Raw genomic sequence first — 24,419 nt, 5'->3', positions numbered from 1 at the left:
TAATTCGTAATTCGTAATTAAATTGACAAACTCAATTGGGAACCTTCTTGAGTTTTATTCACTTCAATCCTGGCTTGAAAAGCTTCTTTGAGGTGGGGCATGTGGGTGACAGTGAGGATGCAGGCGAAATCGGAAGCGATCGCATTAATCGCTGCAATCAAGCGATCGCATCCTTCGGCATCCTGTGTACCAAAACCTTCATCTACAATCAACAATTGCAACGCCGCCCCCGCCCGTTGCGCTAATAATTTCGCCAAAGCCAAACGGATGGCAAAGTTAATTCTAAAGGCTTCTCCACCAGAGTAAGTTTCATAAGATCGCGTTCCTCTAGAATCGGCGATTAAAATATCTAAGGTATCTATCAGCTTGGCATTTTTCTTGGTTGATTTAGCACTACGCCCAGCTTTTTGAGTAATAAATTGTACGTGAAATTGATTACCACTCAGCCGCGAAAGTAGTTGATTTGTCTCGGCTTCCAGTTGCGGTAACACATTCTCAATCATCAGTGCTTGGATACCATTTTTACCAAAGGCTTGCGTTAATTCCTGATAAACACGGTATTCATGCTTGCAAGATTGGAGTTGCTGGTGCTGTTGTTCATACTGAATTTGTAGCGTTTCTAGTTGATGCGCCAACTGCTCTAAACGCCCTAACTTGGCAATTTGCTCATCGAGTTGCCGTCTGCGTAGTGCTAACTGCTGCTCTAAAGTTTGAATTTGGGCAGAGGGGTTAGCTGTTGCTTGTAGTTGCTGGATAATGCTTTCAATTTGCCGACCGAGTTTTTGCCGCTCCGTTACTCTGGCGCTTCTGGATTCCTCTAAGTCTTGTAATCTAGTCTGGAGTTGAGGATACTGTTGCTGGGCTGAGTGCAGTTGTTGATACCGCAAATGCCAAGATTGAGCTTGGCGGACAGCTATACGCAGATTGTTGTGCTGCTCAGAACTGTAGCCAATTTCGGTAATGTGACGCTCAAGAGCCGCGATTTGTTTAGCACATTCAGAATCAATCTGATCCTGCTGGATTCTGGATTGTAATTGAGCAATTTGGGATTGTAATTCTGGTTTTCGGGCTAATAGTTGCGTTTGTCGCTTAGTAGCATCTTTAATCTGCTGGAGTTTTATTTCTGCCCATCGCCACCGCTCAACTTCGCTCCGGGCGAGGGCGTGGTCTTGTTCATTATAATTAACTTGTTGCAGATATTGGTCTAGTTGCTGGAGTTCAGCTTGTTTATCAGGAGCGTAATCACCAGCTTGGAGCGATCGCTCTAAATGCTGTTTTTCAGCAGCAATCTGTTGTAACTGTTGTTGCACATCAGTTGTAGCTTCTAACTGGGCTGCCAACTGTCCCCGGTGTTCACGCAAACCATCGTAGCCCGCCAATTGTTGGGAAATTTCCCGATATTCCTGCCTGAGTGTCTGAATTTCTTTGTCTGACACAGCCAATTGTTCCCGTAGTACCCAAAACTGCCCTTGAGTATCCTCTATCTCAGCGTGGGTTTTTTCTACCACGCGACTCCAGTGATGTTCATCCAGTGGACGTTCGCATAATGGACAAAGCGCTTCAGGATTTTGGAGCATTTGCAATTTCTGCTCTAATTCTCCCAGCAGTTTTTCATAGTCGCGTTGGTGGGCTTGCAGACGTTCGATAAAATGCCGCCTTTCTTGCCCTTTTTCTTGGACTCGTTGCAAATAAACCCGCTTTTTCTCCAGTTCTTCAATCTGGATTGCCACATCCATCACCGCTTGTTGCAGTTGCGGTTGGCGGCGGTGCTGGCGTTGCAATTGGTTCTCAGTACTTTGGAGTTGTTCGAGTCGCGCTACTAAACCCGCATGAGTGCGATCGAGTTGGCTTTGTAAAGTTGCGCGTTGTTGCAACAAAGGAGTCACTTGCATTTGCAGTTGATCTAAACGAGCAACATGGTGACGGGCTGCGGTTAGTTGTGACAAAGCAGCTTCTACTTCACCTGATTTAGTCAGAGTTAGCTGAATTTCTCGCTCTTGTTGCTGCAAAGCTTCGATTTGGGCTTGGGCTTGTTGCAGTTGCCGTTCGATTTCGTGAATTTGTTTGGTAAGCTGTTGTTGCTTTTGTTGGCGAGTCTGCCCAGCGCGGGTGTATTCTTCAAATTTGGCAGCAAAGGCTTCTTCTTGAGATTGGAGACTTTGATATTGGGCGTATCCAGCTTTAATTTCAGCTTCTTGGTGTAATATTTTTTCTAAATCTGATAGCTGAGAGCCAATAGCTGATTGTTCTTGTTGGAGGCGATCGCAATCTTGGGTAAGATTTTGGTATTGCTGCTTTATAAAACTGAGTTGTTGTTCCCAATTTGTGCGCTGGTGCTGGACAACTTGCAAACTTTGTAATTGAATATTATCAAAAGCTTGCACCTGTTGCAGTTGGTTGAGTTGGGCTTCTAACTCGACTCTTTGCGCTTCGGTTGTCTCGCGTTGTTGCAACTGAATTTTAATCGACTCTAAAGAACGCTCTAACTCTAGTGCCTGTGCTTTGAACTGACGAGAAGATTCCTTTGCCCGTTCTTCCAAATCATCGTACTGATTAAGTTTCAACAACTCCGCTAAAATTTCTTTGCGTTCGGTAGGGCGTTTGAGCATGAACTCATCTGCACGGCCTTGGCGTAAGTAAGCAGAATTAATAAATGTATCGTAATCGAGCTTGATGTGTTCTAAAATCAAATCTTGGGTTGCTCTTACCCCTTTGCCAGTGAGTGAGCGAAACCCAGATGGTATTTCTATTTGAAATTCCAGAACGCTAGTACCTGCCCGAATTCGGGTACGAATCACGCGATATTTTTGCTGATTACTTTGGAAAGTAAAATCAACCCGAACTTCTTTCGCGCCAGAATAGATCACATCATCTTCAGCAGTGGCACGGCTTTCACCCCAAATTGCCCAAGTGATTGCTTCCAAAAGTGAAGATTTACCCGCACCATTGGAACCGGAAATACAAGCCGTATGCAAACCACGAAAATCTAAAGTTGCATCACGGTAACTGAGGAAGTTTTTGAGGATAAGTTGTACTGGGATCATTCACCCTATAGCGTCACATCTACTTTTAATAATTAACAGTACAGATGCACTGTTTGTTAGTTTAGCTATCTAGTTATCAGGTTTCTAGTCTTGAAGACATCAAATTTACAAAATTTAACAATATAATCAGCAAATTTCTCTTGTTGCATGAAAAAGTTTTGTTGTCTTAGGAGAAAAATGAAACTTCTGTGGAGCTTTCTTGTTATTTCTGCCTGTAATCTGAGAGAAAAACATTCCTAGAAGAGTGGTTACAACAATTGAGATGATTGGACTAAATTTCGCGTCAAAGTAAAACAATCAAGGTGATAGGGGAAAAAACGTTAATATACTCAGTAAATATAAATGTACATTTCTGAGATAGACATCATAAACCAATGGATATAGCTCTACTTGTTAAAGTTCTGGCTCCCTGTCTGCCATTTCTGTTAAAAGTGGGTAACAAAGCCGTAGAAGGGGCATCTCAGAAAGTAGGTGAGGATGTTTGGAATAAAGCCAAAGCTATTTGGGCTAAGTTACATCCCAAAGTAGAGGCGAAAGAAGCAGCGACGGATGTGGCACAAAAGCCAGAGGATGATAGATTTACAAGCAAGTTTGCGAGTGCAACTCAAGAAGATTTTAGAAGCGGATACAGCACTTGCAGAGGAAATAGCTAAAATTTTGCAAGCATCGACTGACCAACCAGGAGACAATATTCAGGTCAGTGCTAATGCTTACGACCAAAGTACGGTTAAGCAAGTTGGGAAGATTGACGCAAACCAAGTAAGTTTTTAATTGAGTAATTAAAAGTTACTTGGGCGGTTATAAACCGCGGCTACACAGGCAAAACCCACCTCAGTGGGTTATAAAAGTTTGATTTTTCTTAGTCCGCGGAGGCGGACTTCGTTTGTGTAGCCGCGAATTCCATTCGCCCCGGCTCTAAGTTGACACCAATCTAGAATACTGCCCACCCTACAAATTTTGATGTTCCGAGTTCTGAACACCAACTTCCGAGTTCTGAGTACTGATATCTTGCAGCATTCTTGATTAGCGCCATAGCCCACCCAGAAATAAATTTCTGGGCTGATAGCTAAAGTCCACTCAAGTGGACTAAAACCCTTGTTCAGTCTTCAATAGATAGACTTATAGCTATAAGAGAGGTGATATTCATTCTGAGGCGGTTGTTGGGATCTTTCATCACTTTTATCAGTTGCAAAATTATGACTCTGCCTTTGATGCGCTTTGGAATTGCAATGATTTTTTAACCTTGCGGGGTCATTATGCAGACCAAGTAGAATTATATGGGCAGTTGGTAAGTAAATGGAAAGAAATTGGCAATAGAAAAAACTGGAATTATGGGGCTGCTCTCACTAATTTGGGCAATGCTTACCGATCCTTGGGACAATACCCACAGGCGATTGAGTTTCTGCAACAGTCATTAGATATAGCCAGAGAAATCGGCGATCGCAATGGAGAAGGTAGTTCATTAATAAATTTGGGTAATACTTACAACTCGTTGGGACAATACCAACAATCAATTGACTGCTACTATCAGAAGGCTTTACAGATTTTTAAGGAGACAGGGGATCGCAAGGGAGAAGGCGATTCTTTAATAGGTTTGGGTATTGCTTACAACTTCTTGAGACAGTACAAACAGGCGATTACCTACCATCAGCAGTCTTTACTGATAAAAAGAGAGGCAGGTGATCGTCAGGGGGAAGGAAATTCCTTAGATGCTTTGGGTATTGGTTACAACTTTTTGAGACAGTACAAACAGGCGATTATCTACCATCAGCAGTCTTTGGCGATAGACAAAGAGATAGGCGATCGCAATGGAGAAAGCAAATCTTTAAGCGCTTTGGGCAATGTTTACCAATCTTTAGGGAAGTACAAACACGCGATTATCTGCTATCAGCAGTCTTTAGAGATAAAAAAAGAGATAGGCGATCGCAATGGCGAAGCGATCGCATGGTTTAATTTAGCTCAGGCATTAGAAAACATGCATCGAGAATTAGACGCGCTGGGTGCTTATCGCAATGCCCGTGAACTATTTCAGGCGATAGGAATTGATGATAACGTGGAACTTTGCAACAATGCAATTGAACGTCTTTCTCAACCACAAACGCCTGTAGTCTCCCGTCGTGGGTTTTGGGTGTGGTTGCGTTGGTTATGGCGTTGGGTTTGCTCTTGGTTTCGGCGCTGAAAGAGAGATACGCCATAATTACTCACAGCGTTATAATATTACTTAATTTATGACAAAAATAACTGAATTATGAAAAAAATAGAAATCGAACTGGATCAAGAAACATTTGCAAAAATAGAAAAATTAACACAAACTTATCATTGCGAAATTTCGGACATAATCAAAGCAATGATTGAGCAACTAACACAACCAGAAGTTATTAATGATTCCTTTATCGGTAAATGGTCTAATGAGGCGGAATTAGTTGATACAATGGTTGCAGATATTTTAAAACAGAGGAATTTATAAAAACTAATTTAGCTGTGAGAAAATCTTTAATTGATACAGACATTGTATCAGAGATTCGCAAATTAAAAAATATTAAAATAAATGCTAAAGCCATTGCTTATAGAGCTATATGGCAACAGTACACAATTTCTGTAATTACTGTTTCTGAAATTATCAAGGGATGGAGGAAAATAAATCGCAATGACCGCATTCAAGAATTTTTAGCAGATTTGTCTCAATTAGAAATTTTGCATTTAGACCAAAGCTGTGCAGAAATTTCAGGCTTAATTCAGGCAGATTTAGAAAAAGCAGGACAACCAATAGGATTAGCAGATGTCTTAATAGCTTCTATAGCTATCGAAAATAATTTAGTTTTAGTAACAGGGAATACTAAACATTATCAAAATATCCAACCATTAGGATATCCTTTACTAATCGATAATTGGCAAGGATAAAAATTTTTATTTGACTATCAATTTACAAAGCCAAATTGTAGATTTGGAGAAAATGAGATGAAAACTGAAAGTGCAAATAAAGCAGAATCCTCCTACATTGCTATAATTCTCTATAAATCATCTTTATCTGAAGATGATTATCAACCTTTGTACCAAGAAAGCTTTGTTTTGATTAAAGGCACTTCTTTAGAAGAAGCAAAAGGAAAAGCTTTGAATCATGGTAAAAATGAAAGCGTTAGCTATACAAATGAGAATGGAGAAACTATTAGTTGGTCTTTGCAACAAGTTGTAAACGTGAATTCAGTTTTGGATGATAACTTTGATTCATCTGAGGATATTGTTGATTTATATACTCGACATTTTCGGAACTATGAGGTTTACCAATCATTTGAGCCATTATTATCTCAAGAGCAATTTGGAGAATAGTTATAAAACCATGCGATCGCTCTTGTCGATTCCCATCACTGACACATAAGCGATCGCAAGATAAGAAATTGTACTTAAAAGTTCTGGTTACTTCAGTTTTATTACTGGAGTTTAGACTAAGCCATGACAAAATAACTCAGCAGCAGTGAGTTAGCAAGCTACACAACTAAAAATATAAGGGCTTTTCAGTCTCACTATGTTTTCAGAATTGACAGTGTTGTTGTTGTTGTTTCCCCATTATTTACAGTTACTGGGATTAGAACTTGCTTCCGGCGGGATAGACCGTTAATAAAGTCTTCCGCCAGAGACCCTACTGCACCTCCAACTAATCCTCCTGCAATAATACCAGCTAGTCCTGCTTTAGAGCCGATATAACTACCAGCAACAGCGCCAACAATACCACACTTCCAAATAAATTACCTCCAACTACAAGTTGAGATTCTTCATCAGATAGTTCTTGCAATTCGAGTTCTTTAAGATTAGATAAATCAGACAATATGTTACTCATATCTATGCTCCTTAATTTTTGAGAAGCGATTTACAATTGCAGTAGTTTGCTTGGTTAAAGCAGTGTAAGCAATGCTTTTAAACTTATTAATACCGTAGTAAGTACTGTTAATTGCTGTAGTATAACATTATTTAATATTTATTTTATAAACACCCTCTAAGAGGTGCAAATTGATAACCGAGCAGCATTGGGTTCCTATCAATGATAATTTTAAGCATTGGGAACCCCTAAAAATCAAAGTTTATGAACGTAGCCGACGATAAAACGATTGTTCGTGAGTATTTCAATTCCACAGGATTTGACCGTTGGAAGCGAATCTACGGCGATGGCGAAGTCAACAAAGTCCAACTAGACATCCGCAATGGACACCAGCAAACCGTGGATACAGTTCTCGGCTGGCTGAAGGCTGATAACAATTTACCAGAGCTATCAATCTGTGATGCTGGGTGTGGTGTCGGTAGTCTTAGCATCCCCCTAGCGGTAGATGGTGCCAAAATCTATGCCGCCGATATTTCTGAAAAAATGGTGGAAGAAGGTAAGGATAGAGCAAAGCTTACCTTGTCAAATGCCGAAAATCCGACTTTTGCCGTGCAGGATTTGGAATCGTTGAGTGGTAGTTACCATACCGTTATTTGCTTGGATGTTCTTATCCACTATCCCCAAGAAAAAGCGGATGAGATGATATCTCACCTCTGTTCTTTGGCACAGTCGCGGATAATTCTCAGTTTTGCGCCGAAGACTTGCGCCCTGAGTATACTGAAGAAAATTGGCAGTTTCTTTCCCGGCCCAAGTAAAGCAACTCGTGCATATTTGCATCGTGAGGCTGATGTGGTAAAAATTTTAGAAAGTAATGGCTTTTCATTGCAACGAAAAGCGATGACGAAGACTCGTTTCTATTTTTCCCGCCTACTTGAAGCTACACGTAACTAAAGTTAAAATCGCAGCAAGAGAAATATTATACCTTTGCTGCGATTTAAAAATCTCAAGGCTTAACACTGGTAAGTATTCTAGTACAGCGATCGCTCTGATTGGGAGCATGAACAATTATGATAGCGATCGCCCAGCCATATTTAAGTAATAAAGCAAAATTTATACTATATTGTTGACATTTAATGCGATCGCTTTCCTGCGTGACAAATAAACAGTGGGAGAACCGTAAGCGCCTAGATGCTATGGAGAAAAAACTCAACAAGATAGAACAATGGCTTACAAACCTAATAGATTGATATATTGGAACCTTTGCGAAAGTCAGGTTAAAATCGCTAGCAAAGTGTAAATCTGAAGTGGAACTATGAAAACTGCTGAAAAATTGGCCGCAGCTTGGCTACTGACAATGGGATTCATGTTTATAACTCTATCAGCAACAGAGGTATTTAATAAAACGACTACGGAAAAATCAATCACAGTACCCTTAGCTTGGGATGGTTCGATTGAATTCTCACAAGATACCCCTGTAATTGATGATACTACGGTAGAACGTCTAATTTTTGGCATTCCTAGCCTAACATTGGGGGCATGGTTAGTATTGGGATTATACCGTCAAAGCCGACAGGAGAAAAAGGCGCTTAATCAACAAGTTAGCGATCGCTTGCAATCAATTTTTTATAAAATGCTACAAGAAAATCATGGGCGTGTAACTGTTTTAGGCTTTGCCATGCAGTCACAATTACCCGCAGCCCATGCTAGGCAATATTTAGACGAAAAAGCTAAAGACTTCAATGCAAACTTTAAGGTGAACGAAGAAGGGGCTGTATCATATCATTTTGATGTCTAATTGTCATTTGTCATTTGTCATTTGTCCTTTGTTATTAACTAATGACTAATGACTAATAATCAACTTACGGCCAGGTCTAATGACGCAGATTTTTTTGAGCGTAGCTGCCATTTTAGGCGGTTTGTCAGTTGCTGCTGGTGCTTTTGGTTCCCATGCCCTGCGGGAAAAAATTAGTGAGCGATCCCTAGAAATTTTTGAAACTGGCGCTCGTTACCAAATGTATCATGCTCTAGCACTTTTTCTCGTAGCACTACTAATTAGTCGCACCGAATTTCCTCAACCCACTCTCGTAGCCAGTGGATGGCTGTTTATCATTGGTATTGCTATTTTCTCAGGAAGCTTGTACGCCCTTAGCTTAACCGGTATTAAATCTTTAGGAGCGATTACACCATTAGGCGGCGCAGTCTTTCTTGCTGGTTGGGGTACTTTAGCTTTTGCTGCTTGGAATTTGAAGTTGTAAAGTAACAAGAATATTTTCCTACAAACAAAGTTATGAATTATGAGTTTTTCACTCACTCATAATTCATAGCTTCTCGTTCTCAAGCGTACCAACAAATTATGTAAATCCGCATTCGCTGAAGGGGCTTCAGGTAATGGGCTAGATTGATATGCCTCCTGCAACTTATTACGCAGACGTTCATATTCTATTTGATGAAAATCTACATTAATATCTAACAGAATAGACTTTTCTGTAGCTGCTAACTTTTGGGCGATTAAATCAGGAATATATGATAAATTAAAAACCTCATTCAGCTTAATTAAATTAGCTTCAAGTATCCCTGTTTGCATCAAATAAATCCCAGTTAATAAAACTCGATAAACATAAACTAATGGCTTGATTCGATGTGTCTGTTGTTTATTAAAAAGTTTCCATTGTGTTGCAGCAAAACCCAAATAGTGATAACTATGGTGACGAGTAATGCAATTTTTGGCAATAAATTTTAATTCTTCATGTTCGGGTGAAGTGGTTAATATTAAAGGTGAATACAATTGTTCTAATACGTAACCATTCTTTTTAAGTAGCATCAAAAAGAATTTTTTGACATCATGAGTTACTAAATCAATATCTAAAGATTCCCGAACTTCTGAAACTTCAATAGTTTCATTCCCAGTCTCTAATCCCACCACTTCTCTAACTGGTAAAATATGCATACCACGCAAGTCATAATCAGAATCAGGTGACGGAAAACCATATAAGTGGGAACCACTGATGATAGCGAATAAAAGCGGGTAAGGCTGTTGCCCAATAATTGTGTTAATTGAAGATGGAATATTCATAATGTGCCGTTTACTTGCTTACCTCGGTTCGCCTATTTCTTTAGAGCATCTTTTGTATAAACCAGTAATAAGTAGGTAGGCGTAATTAAATATAAGATCAAACCTCACCCTCAATCCCTCTCCTTAATATTGTCAAGGGAAGCCGGGGGCAGGGTGAGGTTTTATATTTAATTTGACCCACTTACTTATCAAATCCGGTAGCATTTGAATGATTAAAAAACCGCTCCAGACGCAGAGGGCGCACAGGGAGACGACAGAGCAATAATTCCAAACGGATTTGATATAAATCCTTAAAAATACCTTTAAAGCTTGAGCAATATTGCTCAAGCATGATTTTATTAACTATACCTATGTGTTTCACTAATTAGAGTAAAGGTTTGCCATCACAGCTAACCTATTACGCCAAGCATACGGAGGTTTAATGTCGATATCTAAAGCTCTTAACAAGAACGTTACTTCTCAAAACACCGTTGAAAAACGCTTGCAGATACAGCGTTTGATAGGAGTAACTCAAATAGTTGCACCTAGTACTGGGAGTGATGTATTGAAGGGATTAACTCAAACATCTAAATCTCTACCCCCTTGTTACTTTTATGATGACCGTGGTTCTGAGCTATTTGAGCAAATCTGTGATTTACCAGAATATTATCTCACACGCACAGAAACAACAATTTTACAGCAGTATGCTGGTGAAATTGCCAAGATAACTGGCGCTTGTGAATTAGTAGAACTTGGCAGTGGCAGTTCTACCAAAACCCGCATTTTACTAGATGCCTACCAGCAGCTAGACTATCCCCTGCACTACTTACCAATTGATGTGAGTGCAGGTATCTTGGAAAGTAGCGCCAAGCAGTTATTAAGAGATTATCCCTTACTACAAGTTTATGCTTTAGCGGGAACCTATGAATTAGCCCTTGCAAAACTCCTACCGACGGAATTACCCAGCAGGATGATTTGTTTTATTGGTAGCAGCTTAGGTAATCTTACACCTAATGAGTGTGATGTATTCTTCTCTCAAATTACAGAAGCCCTACAAGTAGGTGAGTATTTCTTGTTAGGGATAGATTTACGAAAGCCGAAACAGATTTTGGAACCAGCTTATAACGACAGCCAGGGAGTGACGGCAGCATTTAACCTGAATATGCTAGAGCATTTAAATCAACAGTTTGAAGGGAATTTTGATACTACGCAGTTTGAACACTGGGCATTTTACAATGAAAGTGAGCATCAAATAGAAATGCATTTACGCAGCTTGCGATCGCAAATTGTAGAATTACGCGCTCTCAACCTCAAGGTTAATTTTGCACTAAATGAGACTATCCTCACCGAAATTTCCCGCAAATTTGACCTCAATACGATTAAGCAGCAACTCACCGCACAGGGTTTATTACCTCTTAATGTGTGGACAGATGCAAATCAATGGTTTGGTTTATTGCTCTGTCAGCTGCAAGCATAAAGCAAATCAGAGTATGCCTCACATATATACTGGTTCTCAGTTGAGTCCAATATAGATCGCACAAAAGCAGCCCCAACCCTACAAAGGTTGGGGAATAAAACTTTTATTCCTCTCTTCATTAAGAAATCTCGCACTGCGTTTCTATCCCGCCTCAGAATGAATTCCGAGTCTCATAAATGAAGTCCACGCTTGCTGGACTAAATTGATCATTCAGTCCAGCAAGCGTGGAGTTCAGCTATGAGCCGTTGAACTAAAGTTCAGGGCGAGATGTCGGTGAGTGTGAAAAGTCTAAGTATGTTGTATCCAAACGAGAACCGCTATAAATCATATTCCTCCCACACCAATGAGAGAGAAAAATTAAAATCTCTCTCACTGTCTTAGTATTTTCACTAAGTAGGCTTGTATATGATATATAAATTCATGTCTCTACCAGCCCAAACAAGTAAAATAAATATTTAGCCCCTGATTATTGCTGCATCGAAGGTGTAGGAAAAATTCTGCTGAATATAGGAAGCCGTGGCTTCGGCTTAGTTGCAACATTGCCATTAGCAGCAGAAGAGTTATTGGCTGCCTCAGAGACGATAGATGGTTTGCTATTAGTAGAATTGGCAAAATCACTCAATTGGATAGCCGAAGGTGAATTTGAAGATATGGAAGTAATATTATCAGTATTTTGGCTGTTGGATTTTACCGGAGTTTCAGCTTGAGATGGAGTAATGATAAAAGCCGAGCTTGTCCCTAATACCAGTATTAGCAGATTAAAAATATATTGTCGCATGGGGATTTTCAAAAAAGCTTCAAGATGTTGTATTTGTTCTCAGTTGGAAATAAAACTGTGATTTTTTAAGATAAATCACTCCGCCGTTGCAGAAAACCTGATTACAGCAATTTTCAGATGAATAGACTAGTCGCCTATGCTTCAGATTTGAAGGCAGCTTAGTACAGCGATTCACTCACAAAAACTTAACCCCTTCAGTTAGCTTTCCTGTAAGGTAGGGGAAAGCTAAACTCTGCTCTCCTTTTAAGAGAGGAGTTATTCTATAATTATGGAATCGATCTTATATATAGTCTGCAAATAGATACACCTGAAAGAATTGACATTGATTCATCAATTAAGCCAGCAGAACTATTAATAATTTAGTTGCATTTGATTATTATTAAAAGAGAAATTTTACTGAAGTTTTTCAAAAAGACGCTTTTCAGTAAATCAGCTATTAACTTGCATATTTAATGAACTACAACCAACAATATATAAAGTTTTAATAAAAGCTGACTTTTATGAAATGATTTTTATAAAGTATGTGTATGCGTTCTGGGACGGATACCAGTCTTCAGAGACGGATAAATTTAAATATATTAAGTAATGTAAAATTATTATAATTGATTTTGTAGTAAGTACTTTAGTCTTACGACTTACGCATCAGGTACGAAATGTAGGGGCAATTCATGAATTGCCCCTACGGGAAATCAGGGCTTTCACTGCCTTGAAAGCGTAAGTCCTGAGTCTTAAAAGAAGGACTGAAGTCCTGACTACGAACCTTTAATTATTTACGCCATTTCACTTAATGCTTAAGTTGTAGTGTGATTTGCTATACAAATATTTTTAACTTATTAATATCAATTAGCCTTACTCTTGGTTATGCCAAATAGTTCCTTAATAGATTTGTGAAAATCGAAAAGCTCAGATTTCCAGCTTTTCTAAGAAGCCGAGAATCTTTTTGTACTAAAATGTATTCAAAAGCACAAACAAACTTAACTTAAACTATGTATCTTTGGTAGTAGTGGCTTGATGCTTGTGATGGAAGTTGGGGAAAAGATTATCAGTTATTCTAAGTAATCATGGAAACAATTATTATTAGCACTAAATTATTCATTAGGAGAATGATTTAGTGGGTTAAACAAGAATAGGAACTTAAAGTTGAGATCCAGGGTTTTCTAAATGTGCTGTTTTATCTAATTTATCTGCTAGTCATAATTGTGACTGGCTTATAAGTTTAATCACAAATTAGCATCATTTCATTTTAGGTCAACAGATTTTGCATTGGTATTTAGCTGAGTTTAATAAATCTTCCCACTAAAGGTAGAAAGAATACTTAGCAAAATGCTGTAAGCTTTTTTATAAAAAACATCTAAGTGCAAAAGATATCAATGGACACTCTTTAATTTCCTAAATTCAATTTGCTTTGCTCATCTAAGTTAAATGCAATACATGTCATTTACAAAACTATACCACCTGTAGTCCTATGAGACATAAATTGTTGAAAACTTAGAATAGACGTACTCTTATAGGTTCTATTGAGTAATAATTGCAGTTCAGAACTAAACTAAATTTATATATAAATAATAGGAAATGCTGCAATTTTTCCAAGAATTTACCTAGTAGATTTTTTGCTTAAACTCTGCAAGTAAGTAGCGGGAATTTAAGGTGAACATAGAAAAATTTATCCAACGCTCAGAAACATTGCACAATCGTTTAGCAGATTTATACCAAACTGCTAGTGTATTACCTTGGATTTCCCCGGATCTGCTACCGCAAGCTTTTAAGGAACTCTCTAACACCTCAAAGGTAGTGCAGTTAGCAGCAGAGGAACTCCATCAGCAAAATGAGGAACTAATAGAAACACGGAATTGCTTAGAAACAGAACGCCAACACTATCAAGAATTATTCGAGTTTGCGCCTGACGCCTATTTAGTGACTAATACAGAAGGAATCATTCAAGAAGCTAACTTCACCGCAGCTAAATTCCTCAATGTTTCAAAGCAATTTTTGGTGGGCAAACCAATGATTAACTTCGTCCCTCTAGAAGAACGTCAGCACCTCCGTAACGAACTTATCGAACTATCTGAATCAGATAGAGTTAAAGAGCTATTGATCCGCTTGCAACAACGTCATGGCGAATTTTTTGATGCAGCTTTGACAGTAGCAGTTGTCCGCAATCCGCAGCGTCAAGCAACCTCTCTACGCTGGATGGTACGTAATATTACTGAACGTCAAGGAGTAGGATCACCAGTTGTCAAAAACGATAGCGACCTCTTGTACGATCGCACCGTGGAGAAATATTCTAAAGGAGAAACTATTCCCCTTAACCCATTAGTAATTTTGTATGTTTGTCAGGGTTTGGTGAAACTTAGCACTTACTGTGAAACGGGTGAAGAAGTTTTAATAGGATTGGCAACAGCAGAAATGGTTTTTGGCTCTAGTTTGACATCTCTAAATATTTACCAAGCCACAGCCCTATCGGATGTTGAGTTGGTGTCAATTTACGCAGCAGAGATAGCAGCTTCTCCCAATCTGAGCCATATCCTTTTACCAAAAATTAATCAGCGCTTACGCCAAACAGAATCTTTTTTAGTCATTTGTGGAAGACGACGGGTACAAGAGCGTTTACACCATCTATTACAACTTTTGAAACACCAAGTTGGTGAAACTGTGCCGGAGGGAACTCGCCTAAGTGTTCGCTTTACTCACGAAGATATTGCTAGCGCCTGCTGTACTACCAGGGTAACAATTACACGATTAATCGGCAAATTACAAGAAGAAGGTGTAATCAGTTTTGACTTAAAAAAACACATGATATTGAGAGGTTTTGATTAATTACTTATGGGTATCCCATGAGAAAATTTGACATTTTTTTAATTAAGTAGGTAGGCGTAATTAAAACAATTCGCAATTCGCAATTCGCAATTCGCAATTACGTTTTGTGACGGGGATTTAGACCCCGACACAAAACGCACTGCTTGATAGAAGCAGGGGACTTAAACCCCCACCATTTGTTAAATATAAGATCAAACCTCATAAGATGAAACCTCACCCTCAATCCCTCTCCGATATTTTGGAGAGGGAAGCCGGAGGCAGGGTGAGGTTTTATATTTAAATTGACTTCATTGTTATCTTGCAAAGAGGGTACACGATCGCAGAATTTAAAAATGTACCCAAAATAATGTATATCTAATTTGACGTGTATTGCTAAAATCGCCTACGCAGCATGTAAAAACAGTTATGCACACACTTGGCAACACAACTCCATTATCAGGCTACATCTTAGCGCTGGACTTAGGTACAACAGGCAACCGCGCCTTTGTGTTTAACGCAGACGGCAAGATTGTTGGGCAGGCATATAAAGAATTAACTCAGTATTATCCTCAGCCCGGATGGTTAGAACATGACCCTCAAGAAATTTGGCAGGATACGTGTTGGGTGATGCAAACCGCAATTGAGAATGCCCAAATTGCTCCATCAGCGATCGCAGCCTTAGGACTAACTGTGCAGCGTGAAACCTGTTTGATTTGGGACAAAACTACTGGTAAACCACTGCATAGAGCGATCGTCTGGCAAGATCGCCGCACTGCTCCCCTTTGCCACCAATTACAACAGCAAGGCTACGCTCAAGAAATTTACGATCGCACCGGATTAATCATCGATGCCTACTTTTCTGCTACTAAGCTCAGGTGGCTATTAGACAAGTTTACAGATGTTGACCTGAAGAATGTCTTAGCAGGTACTATTGATACCTGGGTGCTATGGAACCTCACAGGTGGCATCCATGCTACCGATCACAGCAACGCCAGCCGAACAATGTTGATGAATCTCCAAACCTGTGAGTGGGATGAAAATTTACTTAAACTATTTCAGATCCCGGCGCATATTTTGCCCCAAATTCAGCCGAGTTTAGGAGTATTTGGAGTTACTGATGCTACTTTGTTGGGCGCTGAAATTCCGATTACTGCCATCTTGGGGGATCAACAAGCGGCTCTATTTGGTCATGGCTGCGTAGGCGTAGCTCGTCGTAGACATCGCCCCGGTTTAATGAAATGTACTTACGGGACTGGTAGCTTTTTAGTGGCTCCTACAGGCGATCAAATTGTGCGATCGCACCATCAACTTATATCTACGGTGGCATGGACACAAGCAAATCCCAAGGGAACTTTAGATGTAGGCTATGCCTTAGAAGGTAGTATGTTTACTAGTGGAGCTTGTATTCAATGGTTACGCGATCGCTTGAAGCTGATTAAAACTGCTGCCGAAAGTGAAGCGATGGCAAATCAGGTAACAGATAATGGCGGAGTCTACTTTGTGCCTGCATTTAGTGGGCTGGGCGCACCCTACTGGGATATGAGCGCTAGGGGAGCCTTTTTCGGCATTACCGCCAGTGTACAACCAGAGCATCTAGTTCGCGCCGTGTTGGAAGCGATCGCTTATCAAGTTCTAGAAGTAGTACAGGCGATTAATGCATCTAGCAGTACTCCAGTTGGGCGATTAACCGTAGATGGTGGTGCTTGCGAGAATAATTTTCTGATGCAGTTCCAAGCTGATGTATTAGGTATTCCAGTTGAACGTCCGGTAATGCGCGATACGACTGTTCAAGGTGCAGCATTTGCAGCAGGTTTAGCTGTAGGATTTTGGGAGAGCTATCAAGTACTGGTGCAGCAACGGCAAATTGAGCGTGTGTTTGAGCCGAGGAGCGAAGCCCCATTGTCCAACTTTCCTACTTGGCAAAAGGCAGTGAAACGCACTCTCGCTTGGGAGGAGTAAGTCCTAATAATTACGAATTACGCAAATAAGAGACTTTACCAAATCCGCCTCCTCCAGGAGTTTCTATCACAAAAACATCCCCAGGTTTCATCTCTACTGTTGCTGTACTGTCTAAATTCTCTTCAATTCCATTCTGACGTTGTATCCAATTGCGTCCGACAAGTCCAGCTTCTCCACCATTTAATCCAAAGGGAGGAACAACTCGATGGCCAGAGAGAATATTAGCTGTCATCGATTCGAGAAAACGGATGCGGCGGACAACTCCATTACCACCGGAATATTGCCCTTTTCCACCGCTATCGGCACGAAGATTAAAGCTTTCTAAAAGTACAGGATAACGGGTTTCTAAAACTTCTGGATCGGTCAAACGGGAGTTAGTCATGTGAGAATGAACACCATCAGTTCCATCAAAATCAATTCCTGCCCCAGAACCGCCGCAGATTGTTTCATAATATTGATATTGCTCATTACCAAAAGTAAAATTATTCATCGTTCCTTGAGAAGCAGCCATGATACCCAAAGCGCCATATAAAGCATCGACAATGGTTTGAGAAGTTTCGACATTACCCGCTACTACTGCTGCTGGATAAGTTGGATTCAGCATACAGCCAACCGGAATAATAATTTCTAGAGGGTTAAGACACCCGGCATTAAGTGGAATATTATCATCAACCAAAGTCCGAAAGACATATAAAACTGCTGCTTGAGTTACAGCTTTAGGAGCATTAAAATTACTATTTAATTGCTCAGAAGTTCCAGTAAAATCAATGGTAGCACTACGACTTTCTGGATGAATCGTCACTTTAACTTGAATTCGTGCCTGATTATCCATTTCATATACAAATGATCCATCCTTGAGAAGATTTATAGCCTTTCTCACCGACTCCTCAGCATTAGCTTGTACAAACTTCATGTAAGCTTCAACAGTATCAACCCCGTATTGGAAAACCATTTTACGAAGTTCTTGTACTCCCCGTTCATTTGCGGCAATTTGTGCTTTAAAATCAGCAATATTTTGGTCAGGGTTACGAGCAGGATAAGTATGATTTGAAAGGTGCTGTCTTACTGCGGGTTCTTGAAAATTGCCTTCTTCAACTAAGAGAAAATTATCAAAAATAATTCCTTCCTCTTCTACTGTCTTACTCTGCGGAGGCATTGAACCTGGAGTAATTCCACCGATATCTGCTTGGTGTCCACGAGAAGCAACAAAAAATAGGGGAGTAGGGAATGGAGTATTTTCACGACTCTCTAGAAAAACAGGAGTAATTGCAGTTACGTCAGGAAGATGTGTTCCGCCATTATAAGGATTATTAGATAGATATACATTCCCTGGTTTTAGGGTGTCGCGTTTTTCGTCAATTAAACTGCGGACACTTTCGCTCATTGAGCCTAAATGTACAGGAATATGGGGAGCATTAGCAACTAATAATCCAGATGAGTCAAAAATAGCGCAGGAGAAATCCAGCCTTTCTTTGATATTTACAGATGCAGCTGTATTTTGGAGAACAATTCCCATTTGTTCTGCAATAAATTGATAGAGATTTTTGAAGATTTCTAAGCGGATGGGATCTGGTTGAGAGCGTATTTCGGAAGGAAGAGAAAAAAAGTTTAACATTGAAAATCTCCTAATTAAGTGGGTCAAATTAAATATAAAACCTCACCCTGCTTCCGGCTTCCCTCTCCTTAGTAAGGAGAGGGATTGAGGGTGAGGTTTGATCTTATATTTAATTATGCCTACCTACTTAATAATTTTCAGAAAGTAAGTAGGTTTGGTTAATGTAATTAAACTTTAAAGCCTTATACAAGACGTTGCAAAATTAAATGATTACTTTCAGTTAATCTTACTTGCCAGTTAGATTCAACTACAATTGTGCTAATTTTTTCGACAACGATCGCAGGCCCCTTAATACTATCTTCTGGTTGTAAATCTTCTCGTCGGTAAACAGGCGTATCATACCATTTATCAGCAGTAAACATCCTTACTGTTTCAACGGCTTCGATGGCTCCAACTATAGAACGTGTACGAGTAATTAAGGGTTCTTCGGGAGTCTCCATTTTGTGAATTACTTCTACTGACGCGGATTCGACAATTAAAGTTTTATCTAATTGAATGAAACCATAACGAGATTTATGTTCATCCTCAAATTGTTGCCGCATCAATACCACATCATCGCCAAAGTTAACGGTTAAAGTAGAGTTAGTTCCTTCATATTTTAAGTTGACTTTATTTACTATTTCTGTTTGAGGATTAGCTTCATTTATTTCACTCCTAACTAGAGTTTCTAAATATTCCATTAACTGGTGTAATTTAGGAATTAATGCTTGGGTTAAAGGCTGTTCTACTCCTCCTTCTCTAATCGCCCGGACATCAGCTAATCCCATTCCATAAGCAGAGAGAACACCAGCATAAGGGTGAAGGAATATCTTTTTCATTCCCAAAGTATCAGCAATTAAACAAGCAACTTGTCCACCTGCACCGCCAAAACAACAAAGCACATATTGGCTGACATCATAACCCCGTTGCAAACTAATTTTTTTTATTGCGTTCGCCATATTTTCGACTGCGATCGCAATAAATCCAGCCGCTACTTGTTCAGGAGTACAATGATTAAATGTAGCGGCTTGAATATCTTGGGCTAATTGTGTAAACTGCTGAATTACAGTATCTTTATCTAAAGGTAAATTCCCATCAATTCCAAAAACCGAGGGAAAATATTGTGGGTGGATTTTGCCTAACATGACATTAGCATCAGTAACCGCTAATGGTCCCCCACGTCGGTAACAAGCAGGGCCAGGATTTGAACCAGCAGATTTAGGGCCGACACGATAACTAGAACCATCAAAAAAGAGAATTGAACCGCCTCCAGCCGCAATCGTATTAATTGCTAATACGGGAACTCGCATCCGCGCCCCAGCAATTTCTGAATCTAGTTGTCGTTCATACTCCCCTTTAAAGTGGGCTACATCTGTACTTGTCCCTCCCATATCAAAGGTAATAACTAACTCAAAACCTGCTCTTTTACTAGTTTGAACTGCACCGACAATACCTCCAGCCGGTCCACTCAAAATACTATCTTTGCCTTGAAATTGTTCGGCTGCAACTAAACCGCCGTCAGATTTCATAAACATTAATTTGACTCTAGGTAACTGACTCGCTATTTGGTTGACATAGCGACGGAGAATCGGAGTTAAATAAGCATCGACTACTGTTGTATCTCCTCGGCTGACTAATTTCATTAACGGACTAACTTGATGAGATACAGATATTTGTGTAAAGCCGATTTTTTGGGCGAGTTTGGCTATTTGTTGTTCGTGTTCAGGATAGCGATCGCTGTGCATAAAAACAATAGCACAACTCCGAATTCCTGTCTTGTAAACTGCTTCTAAGTCATTTTTGACTTGTTCAATATTTACAGGGGTTAATTCATTACCATGAGCATCATAACGTTCATCAATCTCAATCACCTGCTCATAAAGCATAGTTGGTAAAATGATATGACGGGCAAAGATATTAGGACGGTTTTGGTAGCCAATTCGTAGTGCATCTTTAAAGCCTTTGGTAATCAGAAGAACAACCCTGTCTCCTTTCCTTTCTAACAGGGCATTTGTTGCTACTGTTGTCCCCATTTTTACTACTTCTATCGCTTCACTAGGAATAGGTTCATTCCTGGGAATACCCATGATATCCCGAATTCCTTGAATGGCTGCATCTTCATATTGTTCGGGATTTTCTGAAAGTATTTTGTAGACTATGATCGATTGCTGATTAGCTAGAGAAACAATTAAAAAACGTTCAGGATGTCTTGAGAGTGTGTCTATAATTGCTTGATTATTAGTAACAGCAACAATATCTGTGAATGTACCACCCCGATCTGCAAAAAACTTTAACATAATTCTGTTTCCTCAACTCTATACAGGTAGCATAACAATGGGTTATGAAGTCTTTCTACTTCAAGTGTGAAATGTTTTTCTACAGATGTGGAATCTTAGATATAGTCAATAGCTACTTTTTTATGATCGTTTTCGGGCAATCTCTCTGTCAAATAATGAGCTAACTGTGTGGCATTTATGCTATCTTGAGTAGTCAGTCTAAAAAAGGATAAGCTTTCACCCCCAGATAAATGAGAAAGTTCATTAGATGTACTGCTAGAATTTACTAAAATTAGCCCATTTTCAGAATATAACTGTAATGCCTTCTTAGTCATTTCACTTGAATAGTGACCGATAATAGAAATCAGGTTTAATTGTGGCGCTAAATTGGCTAAATTCTCTGCTGTTTGGCTATATGGTGCATATAAATTATTAGGATCATTGACAATTAAAATTTTGAAGACTATTTGACTATCTGTATTATTTAGAGTAAAAAACTTATCGGGTTTTATCTCATCTAAATTTATTTCTTTTTCTAGTGAAATTTTATCAAAGCTTTGAAGATTTACTTGAAGTTGAATTTGAGCAATACCTCGTAAAATTTCAGATGCTACATGACCTTGATTATGATAAAATGGCACAACCACAGCTAAAGTATAAATCTGAATCTTTTTCTCTTCTAAAAGAAATTTTTTATATTCGATTAAGCAGTTATTAATATAAATTAAAATTTCTGGATTCCCTATACCATAAATTTCTATTTCTTTTTTCCAAGCCCAAAGAAAGCACTTTAATGCTTGATAATAAAGTCCTTGCTGATAAAATTTATTCCCTTGTATCTGTAACTCCACAATATCTTGATTTGGGGGATAAAGAAAAATTTGTCTGCCAAAACTACCTTGAAAGTTATCATTGTTTAATTGAGGAGCAGTCTGCAATTTATATCCGTTATTAGGATGAAGTAAGAAATTAAGCAGGTTAACCCACTTTCCAGCTCTCTGTTCTTGATCAATTTGCATTAGTTCTGCTATTCTGGGATAAATATTATTACTGAGCCTATCCCTAATTTGTTGGTCAGATAAATTAAATATTTTAGCTATATCTTGTCGAGAGTGTCCTAATAGAGATTGACAAATAATTTGCTTGTCAATTTCACTGATTTGCTTTCTATTTGAAGTTGTTTCTAATTTATGAAAGAAAAGGTCAATATTAATATTTAGCTGTTCTATAACCTGTTGACAGTTTTGACACACCATAATTATCTATCATCCTTTTTTCAAAATGATAGTCTAATTTTTAACTTAGGTGATTCTATGGGTGTCGAACTAATTTCTATTTATGTTGACAATTAGATAGCTTGCTGGTTAAGCGGAATTACAATTACAATAAAAAAACATGAGTGGCAAATTAATTGTATTTGAAGGGGTAGAAGGCTGTGGTAAAACCAGCCAAATGCAGCTTTGTTCTGAGTGGCTGAAAAGTCTGGGTATTTCTGTAGTTGTGACTCGTGAACCAGGAGGAACAGAGTTAGGCTTACATCTTCGCCGCTTGCTATTAGAGAAGGCAGAGGATAAACCAGTTGCACAAGTGACAGAACTTTTGTTGTATGCTGCTGATCGATCGCAACACGTAGAACAAGAACTCAAACCAAATCTAGCAGCAGGGAAATATATTTTATGCGATCGCTACAGTGACTCTACCATTGCTTACCAAGGATATGGTCGCGGTCTTAACATGAGTTTAATCAATCAACTTAATCATATTGCCACTGCTGATTTAGAGAGTGATTTAACTATTTGGCTAGATATCGATGTCGAAGTAGGACTAGCTAGAAAACGGGGAGATGGAATAGGGTTAGACCGCATTGAACAAGAAACAATTGCTTTTCATCGGCGCGTTCAGCAAGGATACGCAGAGTTAGCAACATCCTATCCCTCAAGAATTGTGCGGGTAGATGGCAGCTTGAGTAAAGAAGCTGTACAACAAGTAATTCAAGGAATTTTGCGCGTCCACCTGAAGGGGTTACCATAGGCATCACCTCAAATTTTGAAGGCAAAATTTTGTGAACTATTCCCATCAGTAAATGCAAACGCCTTTGTGTATTTCAAAAATCAAATATCAGTCCTATAGCAGTTGATTTTTATTAGTCATTTGTCCTTTATAAATGACTAATGACTAACTTAACTATTTACCCCGCTTAACTTCAAATCCCCGTAACCCTTCCGGGGATTCTTCATACTCAACCACAACATCTTTAACTACAGCAGCAGGTGGACCAGAGTGACACCAGCGAACCATGTCATCTACAACATCTCGCGCCCCTTCAAAGACTGCCTCTACTCGATTATCAGGGAGATTCCGCACCCACCCGGTTAATCCCAACTGGCTAGCTGTATCCACAGTGGAATAGCGGTAGCCCACTCCTTGGACTCGGCCAGAAATGAATACATGGGCGCGGATGATCTTTGGCAGTGCTGTGGAATTCTGCATAAACTGGTCTAATCTTTACGATTCCAGTCTACCTAGTTTGTGTATACACAAGCTATTTTTAACTCCAACTTGCGAAATTAATCCCGGTTTTCGCGATCGCCGTGATTGCTGCGATGTTTGTACTGGCGATCGCAATTATCTCATTCTTCATCACGTTGTTTCTGCTTGTGGCGGATAAATCTTCTAGCAGGTGTAGATAAAAATAATAGGACTTACCCAAAGGTACATGCGCTCTGGGGCAATTCATGAATTGCCCCTACGTGAAAATAAGGATTTCGGCTATTGTTTGCGTAAGTCCTGAATAAAATTATTCCTATGTTTGGGAGTGTAGCAGAGTAGTGATAAAGTATTTTTCAATACCTAATTAACTGTAGTGAATTTAATTAATCATTAGTTAGTTTTTCAACTTGGAATTTTGAATTGCTTATGTCTAACCTGCCACCACTCAATACAGAAACAATTTGGGCAATTATTGACCAGAAACTGGATGATGCGACAGTTAACGAGTTGCTATGGCATTATTTAGGCTATCGCTTTGACTCATCAATTGCACAATGGGACACTAGCCAAGTTGCACCAGAATGGCAAAATGAGTACCCACAACCACCAGATTTTATTGAATCTCGCCCCGCAACAGTCAAGTTGACTCGTTCCATTCCTGTTGAAAATAAACAATTGCTCAAACAAAAACTCGGTTTCAAAGGTTACAAAATTGGAGAATTTGGCCCTCGCCAAACTCGCAGGGCGACAGCAGCAAGTTGGTTGTTAAGCTATCTGCAACAAACTAACAGCATTGAGTAATTTATATAACAGATATTTAGGAATAACTATTTTACTTTGACTTAATATCTGCTAATTAATAACTTAATAACAACTTTTAAATATTAGTAAGTGGGTCAAATTAAATATAAAACCTCACTCTGACTCCGGCTTCCCTCTCCAAAGCATCGGAGAGGGATTCAGGGTGAGGTTTTTTCTTATGTTTAACTAGTTCCGTGGGTTTAAGTCCCCCAGTTCTAAAACCGGTAAGCAATGCGATTGGGGTTACAGCATTTACGGCTGTTATGAGGTACAGTAGCAGCAACTGGCAAACCAGTTTCTTAAATGTTGAGGATTTATTAAATCGAGTGCAACTGAGA

Annotated in this window: 22 protein-coding genes; 13 read left to right on the top strand and 9 right to left on the bottom strand. The window is 39.3% G+C overall.

Going from position 1 to position 24,419, the window contains the following annotated elements; all coding sequences use genetic code 11:
- Nucleotides 1–17 precede the first annotated feature (17 nt).
- Entirely contained in the window at nucleotides 18–3,044 is a 3,027-nt protein-coding gene (locus tag V7K73_RS20635; RefSeq protein WP_334882572.1) for an SMC family ATPase, read from the bottom strand.
- Between the two features lie 374 nt (nucleotides 3,045–3,418).
- Here V7K73_RS20635 and V7K73_RS20630 point away from each other — a divergent pair, with 374 nt between their 5' ends.
- The 5 genes from V7K73_RS20630 (at nucleotide 3,419) to V7K73_RS20610 (ending at nucleotide 6,371) form a co-directional block, all read left to right on the top strand.
- The gene (locus V7K73_RS20630; protein WP_334882570.1) at nucleotides 3,419–3,697 is read left to right on the top strand and encodes a hypothetical protein; all 279 of its coding nucleotides are present in this window, start codon (nucleotides 3,419–3,421) and stop codon (nucleotides 3,695–3,697) included.
- Nucleotides 3,698–4,230: 533 nt separating this feature from the next.
- The gene (locus V7K73_RS20625; RefSeq protein WP_334882568.1) at nucleotides 4,231–5,223 is read left to right on the top strand and encodes a tetratricopeptide repeat protein; all 993 of its coding nucleotides are present in this window, start codon (nucleotides 4,231–4,233) and stop codon (nucleotides 5,221–5,223) included.
- A gap of 69 nt (nucleotides 5,224–5,292) precedes the next feature.
- Complete coding sequence (locus V7K73_RS20620) at nucleotides 5,293–5,511, top strand: hypothetical protein (protein ID WP_334882566.1); 219 nt, start codon at nucleotides 5,293–5,295, stop codon at nucleotides 5,509–5,511.
- A gap of 14 nt (nucleotides 5,512–5,525) precedes the next feature.
- On the top strand, nucleotides 5,526–5,945 hold the full coding sequence (locus V7K73_RS20615) for a PIN domain-containing protein (RefSeq protein WP_334882564.1): 420 nt from the start codon (nucleotides 5,526–5,528) through the stop codon (nucleotides 5,943–5,945).
- A 57-nt stretch (nucleotides 5,946–6,002) separates the two neighbouring features.
- A complete protein-coding gene (locus tag V7K73_RS20610) occupies nucleotides 6,003–6,371 on the top strand; it encodes a DUF4288 domain-containing protein (protein WP_334882562.1) in 369 nt (122 codons plus the stop codon).
- 349 nt (nucleotides 6,372–6,720) lie between these two features.
- Here V7K73_RS20610 and V7K73_RS20605 read toward each other — a convergent pair whose 3' ends face one another.
- Nucleotides 6,721–6,879 (bottom strand): hypothetical protein, encoded by a 159-nt coding sequence (locus V7K73_RS20605; protein WP_334882560.1) that lies wholly within the window; start codon nucleotides 6,877–6,879, stop codon nucleotides 6,721–6,723.
- A gap of 243 nt (nucleotides 6,880–7,122) precedes the next feature.
- Between V7K73_RS20605 and bchM the strand changes: the two genes are divergently transcribed.
- The 3 genes from bchM to V7K73_RS20590 all read left to right on the top strand — a co-directional run bounded on the left by bchM (nucleotide 7,123) and on the right by V7K73_RS20590 (nucleotide 9,113).
- A complete protein-coding gene (bchM, locus tag V7K73_RS20600; protein WP_334882558.1) occupies nucleotides 7,123–7,809 on the top strand; it encodes a magnesium protoporphyrin IX methyltransferase in 687 nt (228 codons plus the stop codon).
- Nucleotides 7,810–8,170: 361 nt separating this feature from the next.
- Entirely contained in the window at nucleotides 8,171–8,653 is a 483-nt protein-coding gene (locus V7K73_RS20595) for a hypothetical protein (protein WP_334882556.1), read from the top strand.
- A gap of 79 nt (nucleotides 8,654–8,732) precedes the next feature.
- Nucleotides 8,733–9,113 (top strand): DUF423 domain-containing protein, encoded by a 381-nt coding sequence (locus tag V7K73_RS20590; RefSeq protein ID WP_334882554.1) that lies wholly within the window; start codon nucleotides 8,733–8,735, stop codon nucleotides 9,111–9,113.
- A gap of 56 nt (nucleotides 9,114–9,169) precedes the next feature.
- Here V7K73_RS20590 and V7K73_RS20585 read toward each other — a convergent pair whose 3' ends face one another.
- A complete protein-coding gene (locus V7K73_RS20585; RefSeq protein ID WP_334882552.1) occupies nucleotides 9,170–9,931 on the bottom strand; it encodes a nucleotidyltransferase domain-containing protein in 762 nt (253 codons plus the stop codon).
- Between the two features lie 421 nt (nucleotides 9,932–10,352).
- Between V7K73_RS20585 and egtD the strand changes: the two genes are divergently transcribed.
- A complete protein-coding gene (egtD, locus tag V7K73_RS20580) occupies nucleotides 10,353–11,387 on the top strand; it encodes an L-histidine N(alpha)-methyltransferase (protein ID WP_334882550.1) in 1,035 nt (344 codons plus the stop codon).
- Between the two features lie 466 nt (nucleotides 11,388–11,853).
- Here the strand turns inward: egtD and V7K73_RS20575 are convergent, their stop codons facing one another.
- Nucleotides 11,854–12,165 carry a hypothetical protein gene (locus V7K73_RS20575; RefSeq protein ID WP_334882548.1) on the bottom strand — a complete coding sequence of 104 codons (312 nt, stop codon included), beginning with the start codon at nucleotides 12,163–12,165 and terminating at the stop codon, nucleotides 11,854–11,856.
- A 1,647-nt stretch (nucleotides 12,166–13,812) separates the two neighbouring features.
- On the opposite strand from V7K73_RS20575, the gene V7K73_RS20570 reads away from it, so the two are divergent.
- Together V7K73_RS20570 and glpK are read left to right on the top strand one after the other, a co-directional pair.
- Complete coding sequence (locus V7K73_RS20570) at nucleotides 13,813–14,982, top strand: PAS domain S-box protein (RefSeq protein WP_334882547.1); 1,170 nt, start codon at nucleotides 13,813–13,815, stop codon at nucleotides 14,980–14,982.
- Between the two features lie 405 nt (nucleotides 14,983–15,387).
- Nucleotides 15,388–16,920 carry a glycerol kinase GlpK gene (glpK, locus tag V7K73_RS20565; protein ID WP_334882545.1) on the top strand — a complete coding sequence of 511 codons (1,533 nt, stop codon included), beginning with the start codon at nucleotides 15,388–15,390 and terminating at the stop codon, nucleotides 16,918–16,920.
- 10 nt (nucleotides 16,921–16,930) lie between these two features.
- On the opposite strand, the gene V7K73_RS20560 is transcribed toward glpK, so the two are convergent.
- From V7K73_RS20560 to V7K73_RS20550, 3 genes are all read right to left on the bottom strand, one after another.
- Nucleotides 16,931–18,535 carry a hydantoinase B/oxoprolinase family protein gene (locus V7K73_RS20560; protein ID WP_334882543.1) on the bottom strand — a complete coding sequence of 535 codons (1,605 nt, stop codon included), beginning with the start codon at nucleotides 18,533–18,535 and terminating at the stop codon, nucleotides 16,931–16,933.
- A 182-nt stretch (nucleotides 18,536–18,717) separates the two neighbouring features.
- Nucleotides 18,718–20,811, bottom strand: a complete 2,094-nt coding sequence (locus V7K73_RS20555) for a hydantoinase/oxoprolinase family protein (RefSeq protein WP_334882541.1) — start codon at nucleotides 20,809–20,811, stop codon at nucleotides 18,718–18,720.
- A gap of 95 nt (nucleotides 20,812–20,906) precedes the next feature.
- Nucleotides 20,907–22,046, bottom strand: a complete 1,140-nt coding sequence (locus tag V7K73_RS20550) for an ABC transporter substrate-binding protein (protein ID WP_334882539.1) — start codon at nucleotides 22,044–22,046, stop codon at nucleotides 20,907–20,909.
- Between the two features lie 139 nt (nucleotides 22,047–22,185).
- On the opposite strand from V7K73_RS20550, the gene tmk reads away from it, so the two are divergent.
- Entirely contained in the window at nucleotides 22,186–22,821 is a 636-nt protein-coding gene (gene tmk, locus V7K73_RS20545; protein WP_334882538.1) for a dTMP kinase, read from the top strand.
- Nucleotides 22,822–22,974: 153 nt separating this feature from the next.
- On the opposite strand, the gene V7K73_RS20540 is transcribed toward tmk, so the two are convergent.
- Both V7K73_RS20540 and V7K73_RS20535 read right to left on the bottom strand, forming a co-directional pair.
- Entirely contained in the window at nucleotides 22,975–23,280 is a 306-nt protein-coding gene (locus V7K73_RS20540) for an acylphosphatase (RefSeq protein ID WP_334882536.1), read from the bottom strand.
- A 58-nt stretch (nucleotides 23,281–23,338) separates the two neighbouring features.
- Complete coding sequence (locus V7K73_RS20535; RefSeq protein WP_334882533.1) at nucleotides 23,339–23,527, bottom strand: hypothetical protein; 189 nt, start codon at nucleotides 23,525–23,527, stop codon at nucleotides 23,339–23,341.
- A 179-nt stretch (nucleotides 23,528–23,706) separates the two neighbouring features.
- Here V7K73_RS20535 and V7K73_RS20530 point away from each other — a divergent pair, with 179 nt between their 5' ends.
- Nucleotides 23,707–24,081, top strand: a complete 375-nt coding sequence (locus V7K73_RS20530) for a DUF1823 family protein (protein WP_334882531.1) — start codon at nucleotides 23,707–23,709, stop codon at nucleotides 24,079–24,081.
- Nucleotides 24,082–24,419 lie beyond the last annotated feature (338 nt).

Source organism: Nostoc sp., assembly GCF_036916975.1.
Taxonomy (GTDB): Bacteria; Cyanobacteriota; Cyanobacteriia; order Cyanobacteriales; family Nostocaceae; genus Nostoc.
The sequence above is the reverse complement of the archived record's forward strand: the minus strand, read 5'-3'. Positions and strand labels throughout refer to the sequence as shown.

What these genes read in the sequence shown, in the direction of transcription:
- V7K73_RS20635 (WP_334882572.1), bottom strand. Translation starts at nt 3,044, where the DNA reads ATGATCCCAGTACAACTTATCCTCAAAAACTTCCTCAGTTACCGTGAT.
- V7K73_RS20630 (WP_334882570.1), top strand. Translation starts at nt 3,419, where the DNA reads ATGGATATAGCTCTACTTGTTAAAGTTCTGGCTCCCTGTCTGCCATTT.
- V7K73_RS20620 (WP_334882566.1), top strand. Translation starts at nt 5,293, where the DNA reads ATGAAAAAAATAGAAATCGAACTGGATCAAGAAACATTTGCAAAAATA.
- V7K73_RS20610 (WP_334882562.1), top strand. Translation starts at nt 6,003, where the DNA reads ATGAAAACTGAAAGTGCAAATAAAGCAGAATCCTCCTACATTGCTATA.
- V7K73_RS20605 (WP_334882560.1), bottom strand. Translation starts at nt 6,879, where the DNA reads ATGAGTAACATATTGTCTGATTTATCTAATCTTAAAGAACTCGAATTG.
- bchM (WP_334882558.1), top strand. Translation starts at nt 7,123, where the DNA reads ATGAACGTAGCCGACGATAAAACGATTGTTCGTGAGTATTTCAATTCC.
- V7K73_RS20595 (WP_334882556.1), top strand. Translation starts at nt 8,171, where the DNA reads ATGAAAACTGCTGAAAAATTGGCCGCAGCTTGGCTACTGACAATGGGA.
- V7K73_RS20590 (WP_334882554.1), top strand. Translation starts at nt 8,733, where the DNA reads ATGACGCAGATTTTTTTGAGCGTAGCTGCCATTTTAGGCGGTTTGTCA.
- V7K73_RS20585 (WP_334882552.1), bottom strand. Translation starts at nt 9,931, where the DNA reads ATGAATATTCCATCTTCAATTAACACAATTATTGGGCAACAGCCTTAC.
- egtD (WP_334882550.1), top strand. Translation starts at nt 10,353, where the DNA reads ATGTCGATATCTAAAGCTCTTAACAAGAACGTTACTTCTCAAAACACC.
- V7K73_RS20575 (WP_334882548.1), bottom strand. Translation starts at nt 12,165, where the DNA reads ATGCGACAATATATTTTTAATCTGCTAATACTGGTATTAGGGACAAGC.
- glpK (WP_334882545.1), top strand. Translation starts at nt 15,388, where the DNA reads ATGCACACACTTGGCAACACAACTCCATTATCAGGCTACATCTTAGCG.
- V7K73_RS20560 (WP_334882543.1), bottom strand. Translation starts at nt 18,535, where the DNA reads ATGTTAAACTTTTTTTCTCTTCCTTCCGAAATACGCTCTCAACCAGAT.
- V7K73_RS20555 (WP_334882541.1), bottom strand. Translation starts at nt 20,811, where the DNA reads ATGTTAAAGTTTTTTGCAGATCGGGGTGGTACATTCACAGATATTGTT.
- V7K73_RS20550 (WP_334882539.1), bottom strand. Translation starts at nt 22,046, where the DNA reads ATGGTGTGTCAAAACTGTCAACAGGTTATAGAACAGCTAAATATTAAT.
- tmk (WP_334882538.1), top strand. Translation starts at nt 22,186, where the DNA reads ATGAGTGGCAAATTAATTGTATTTGAAGGGGTAGAAGGCTGTGGTAAA.
- V7K73_RS20540 (WP_334882536.1), bottom strand. Translation starts at nt 23,280, where the DNA reads ATGCAGAATTCCACAGCACTGCCAAAGATCATCCGCGCCCATGTATTC.
- V7K73_RS20535 (WP_334882533.1), bottom strand. Translation starts at nt 23,527, where the DNA reads ATGAATTGCCCCAGAGCGCATGTACCTTTGGGTAAGTCCTATTATTTT.
- V7K73_RS20530 (WP_334882531.1), top strand. Translation starts at nt 23,707, where the DNA reads ATGTCTAACCTGCCACCACTCAATACAGAAACAATTTGGGCAATTATT.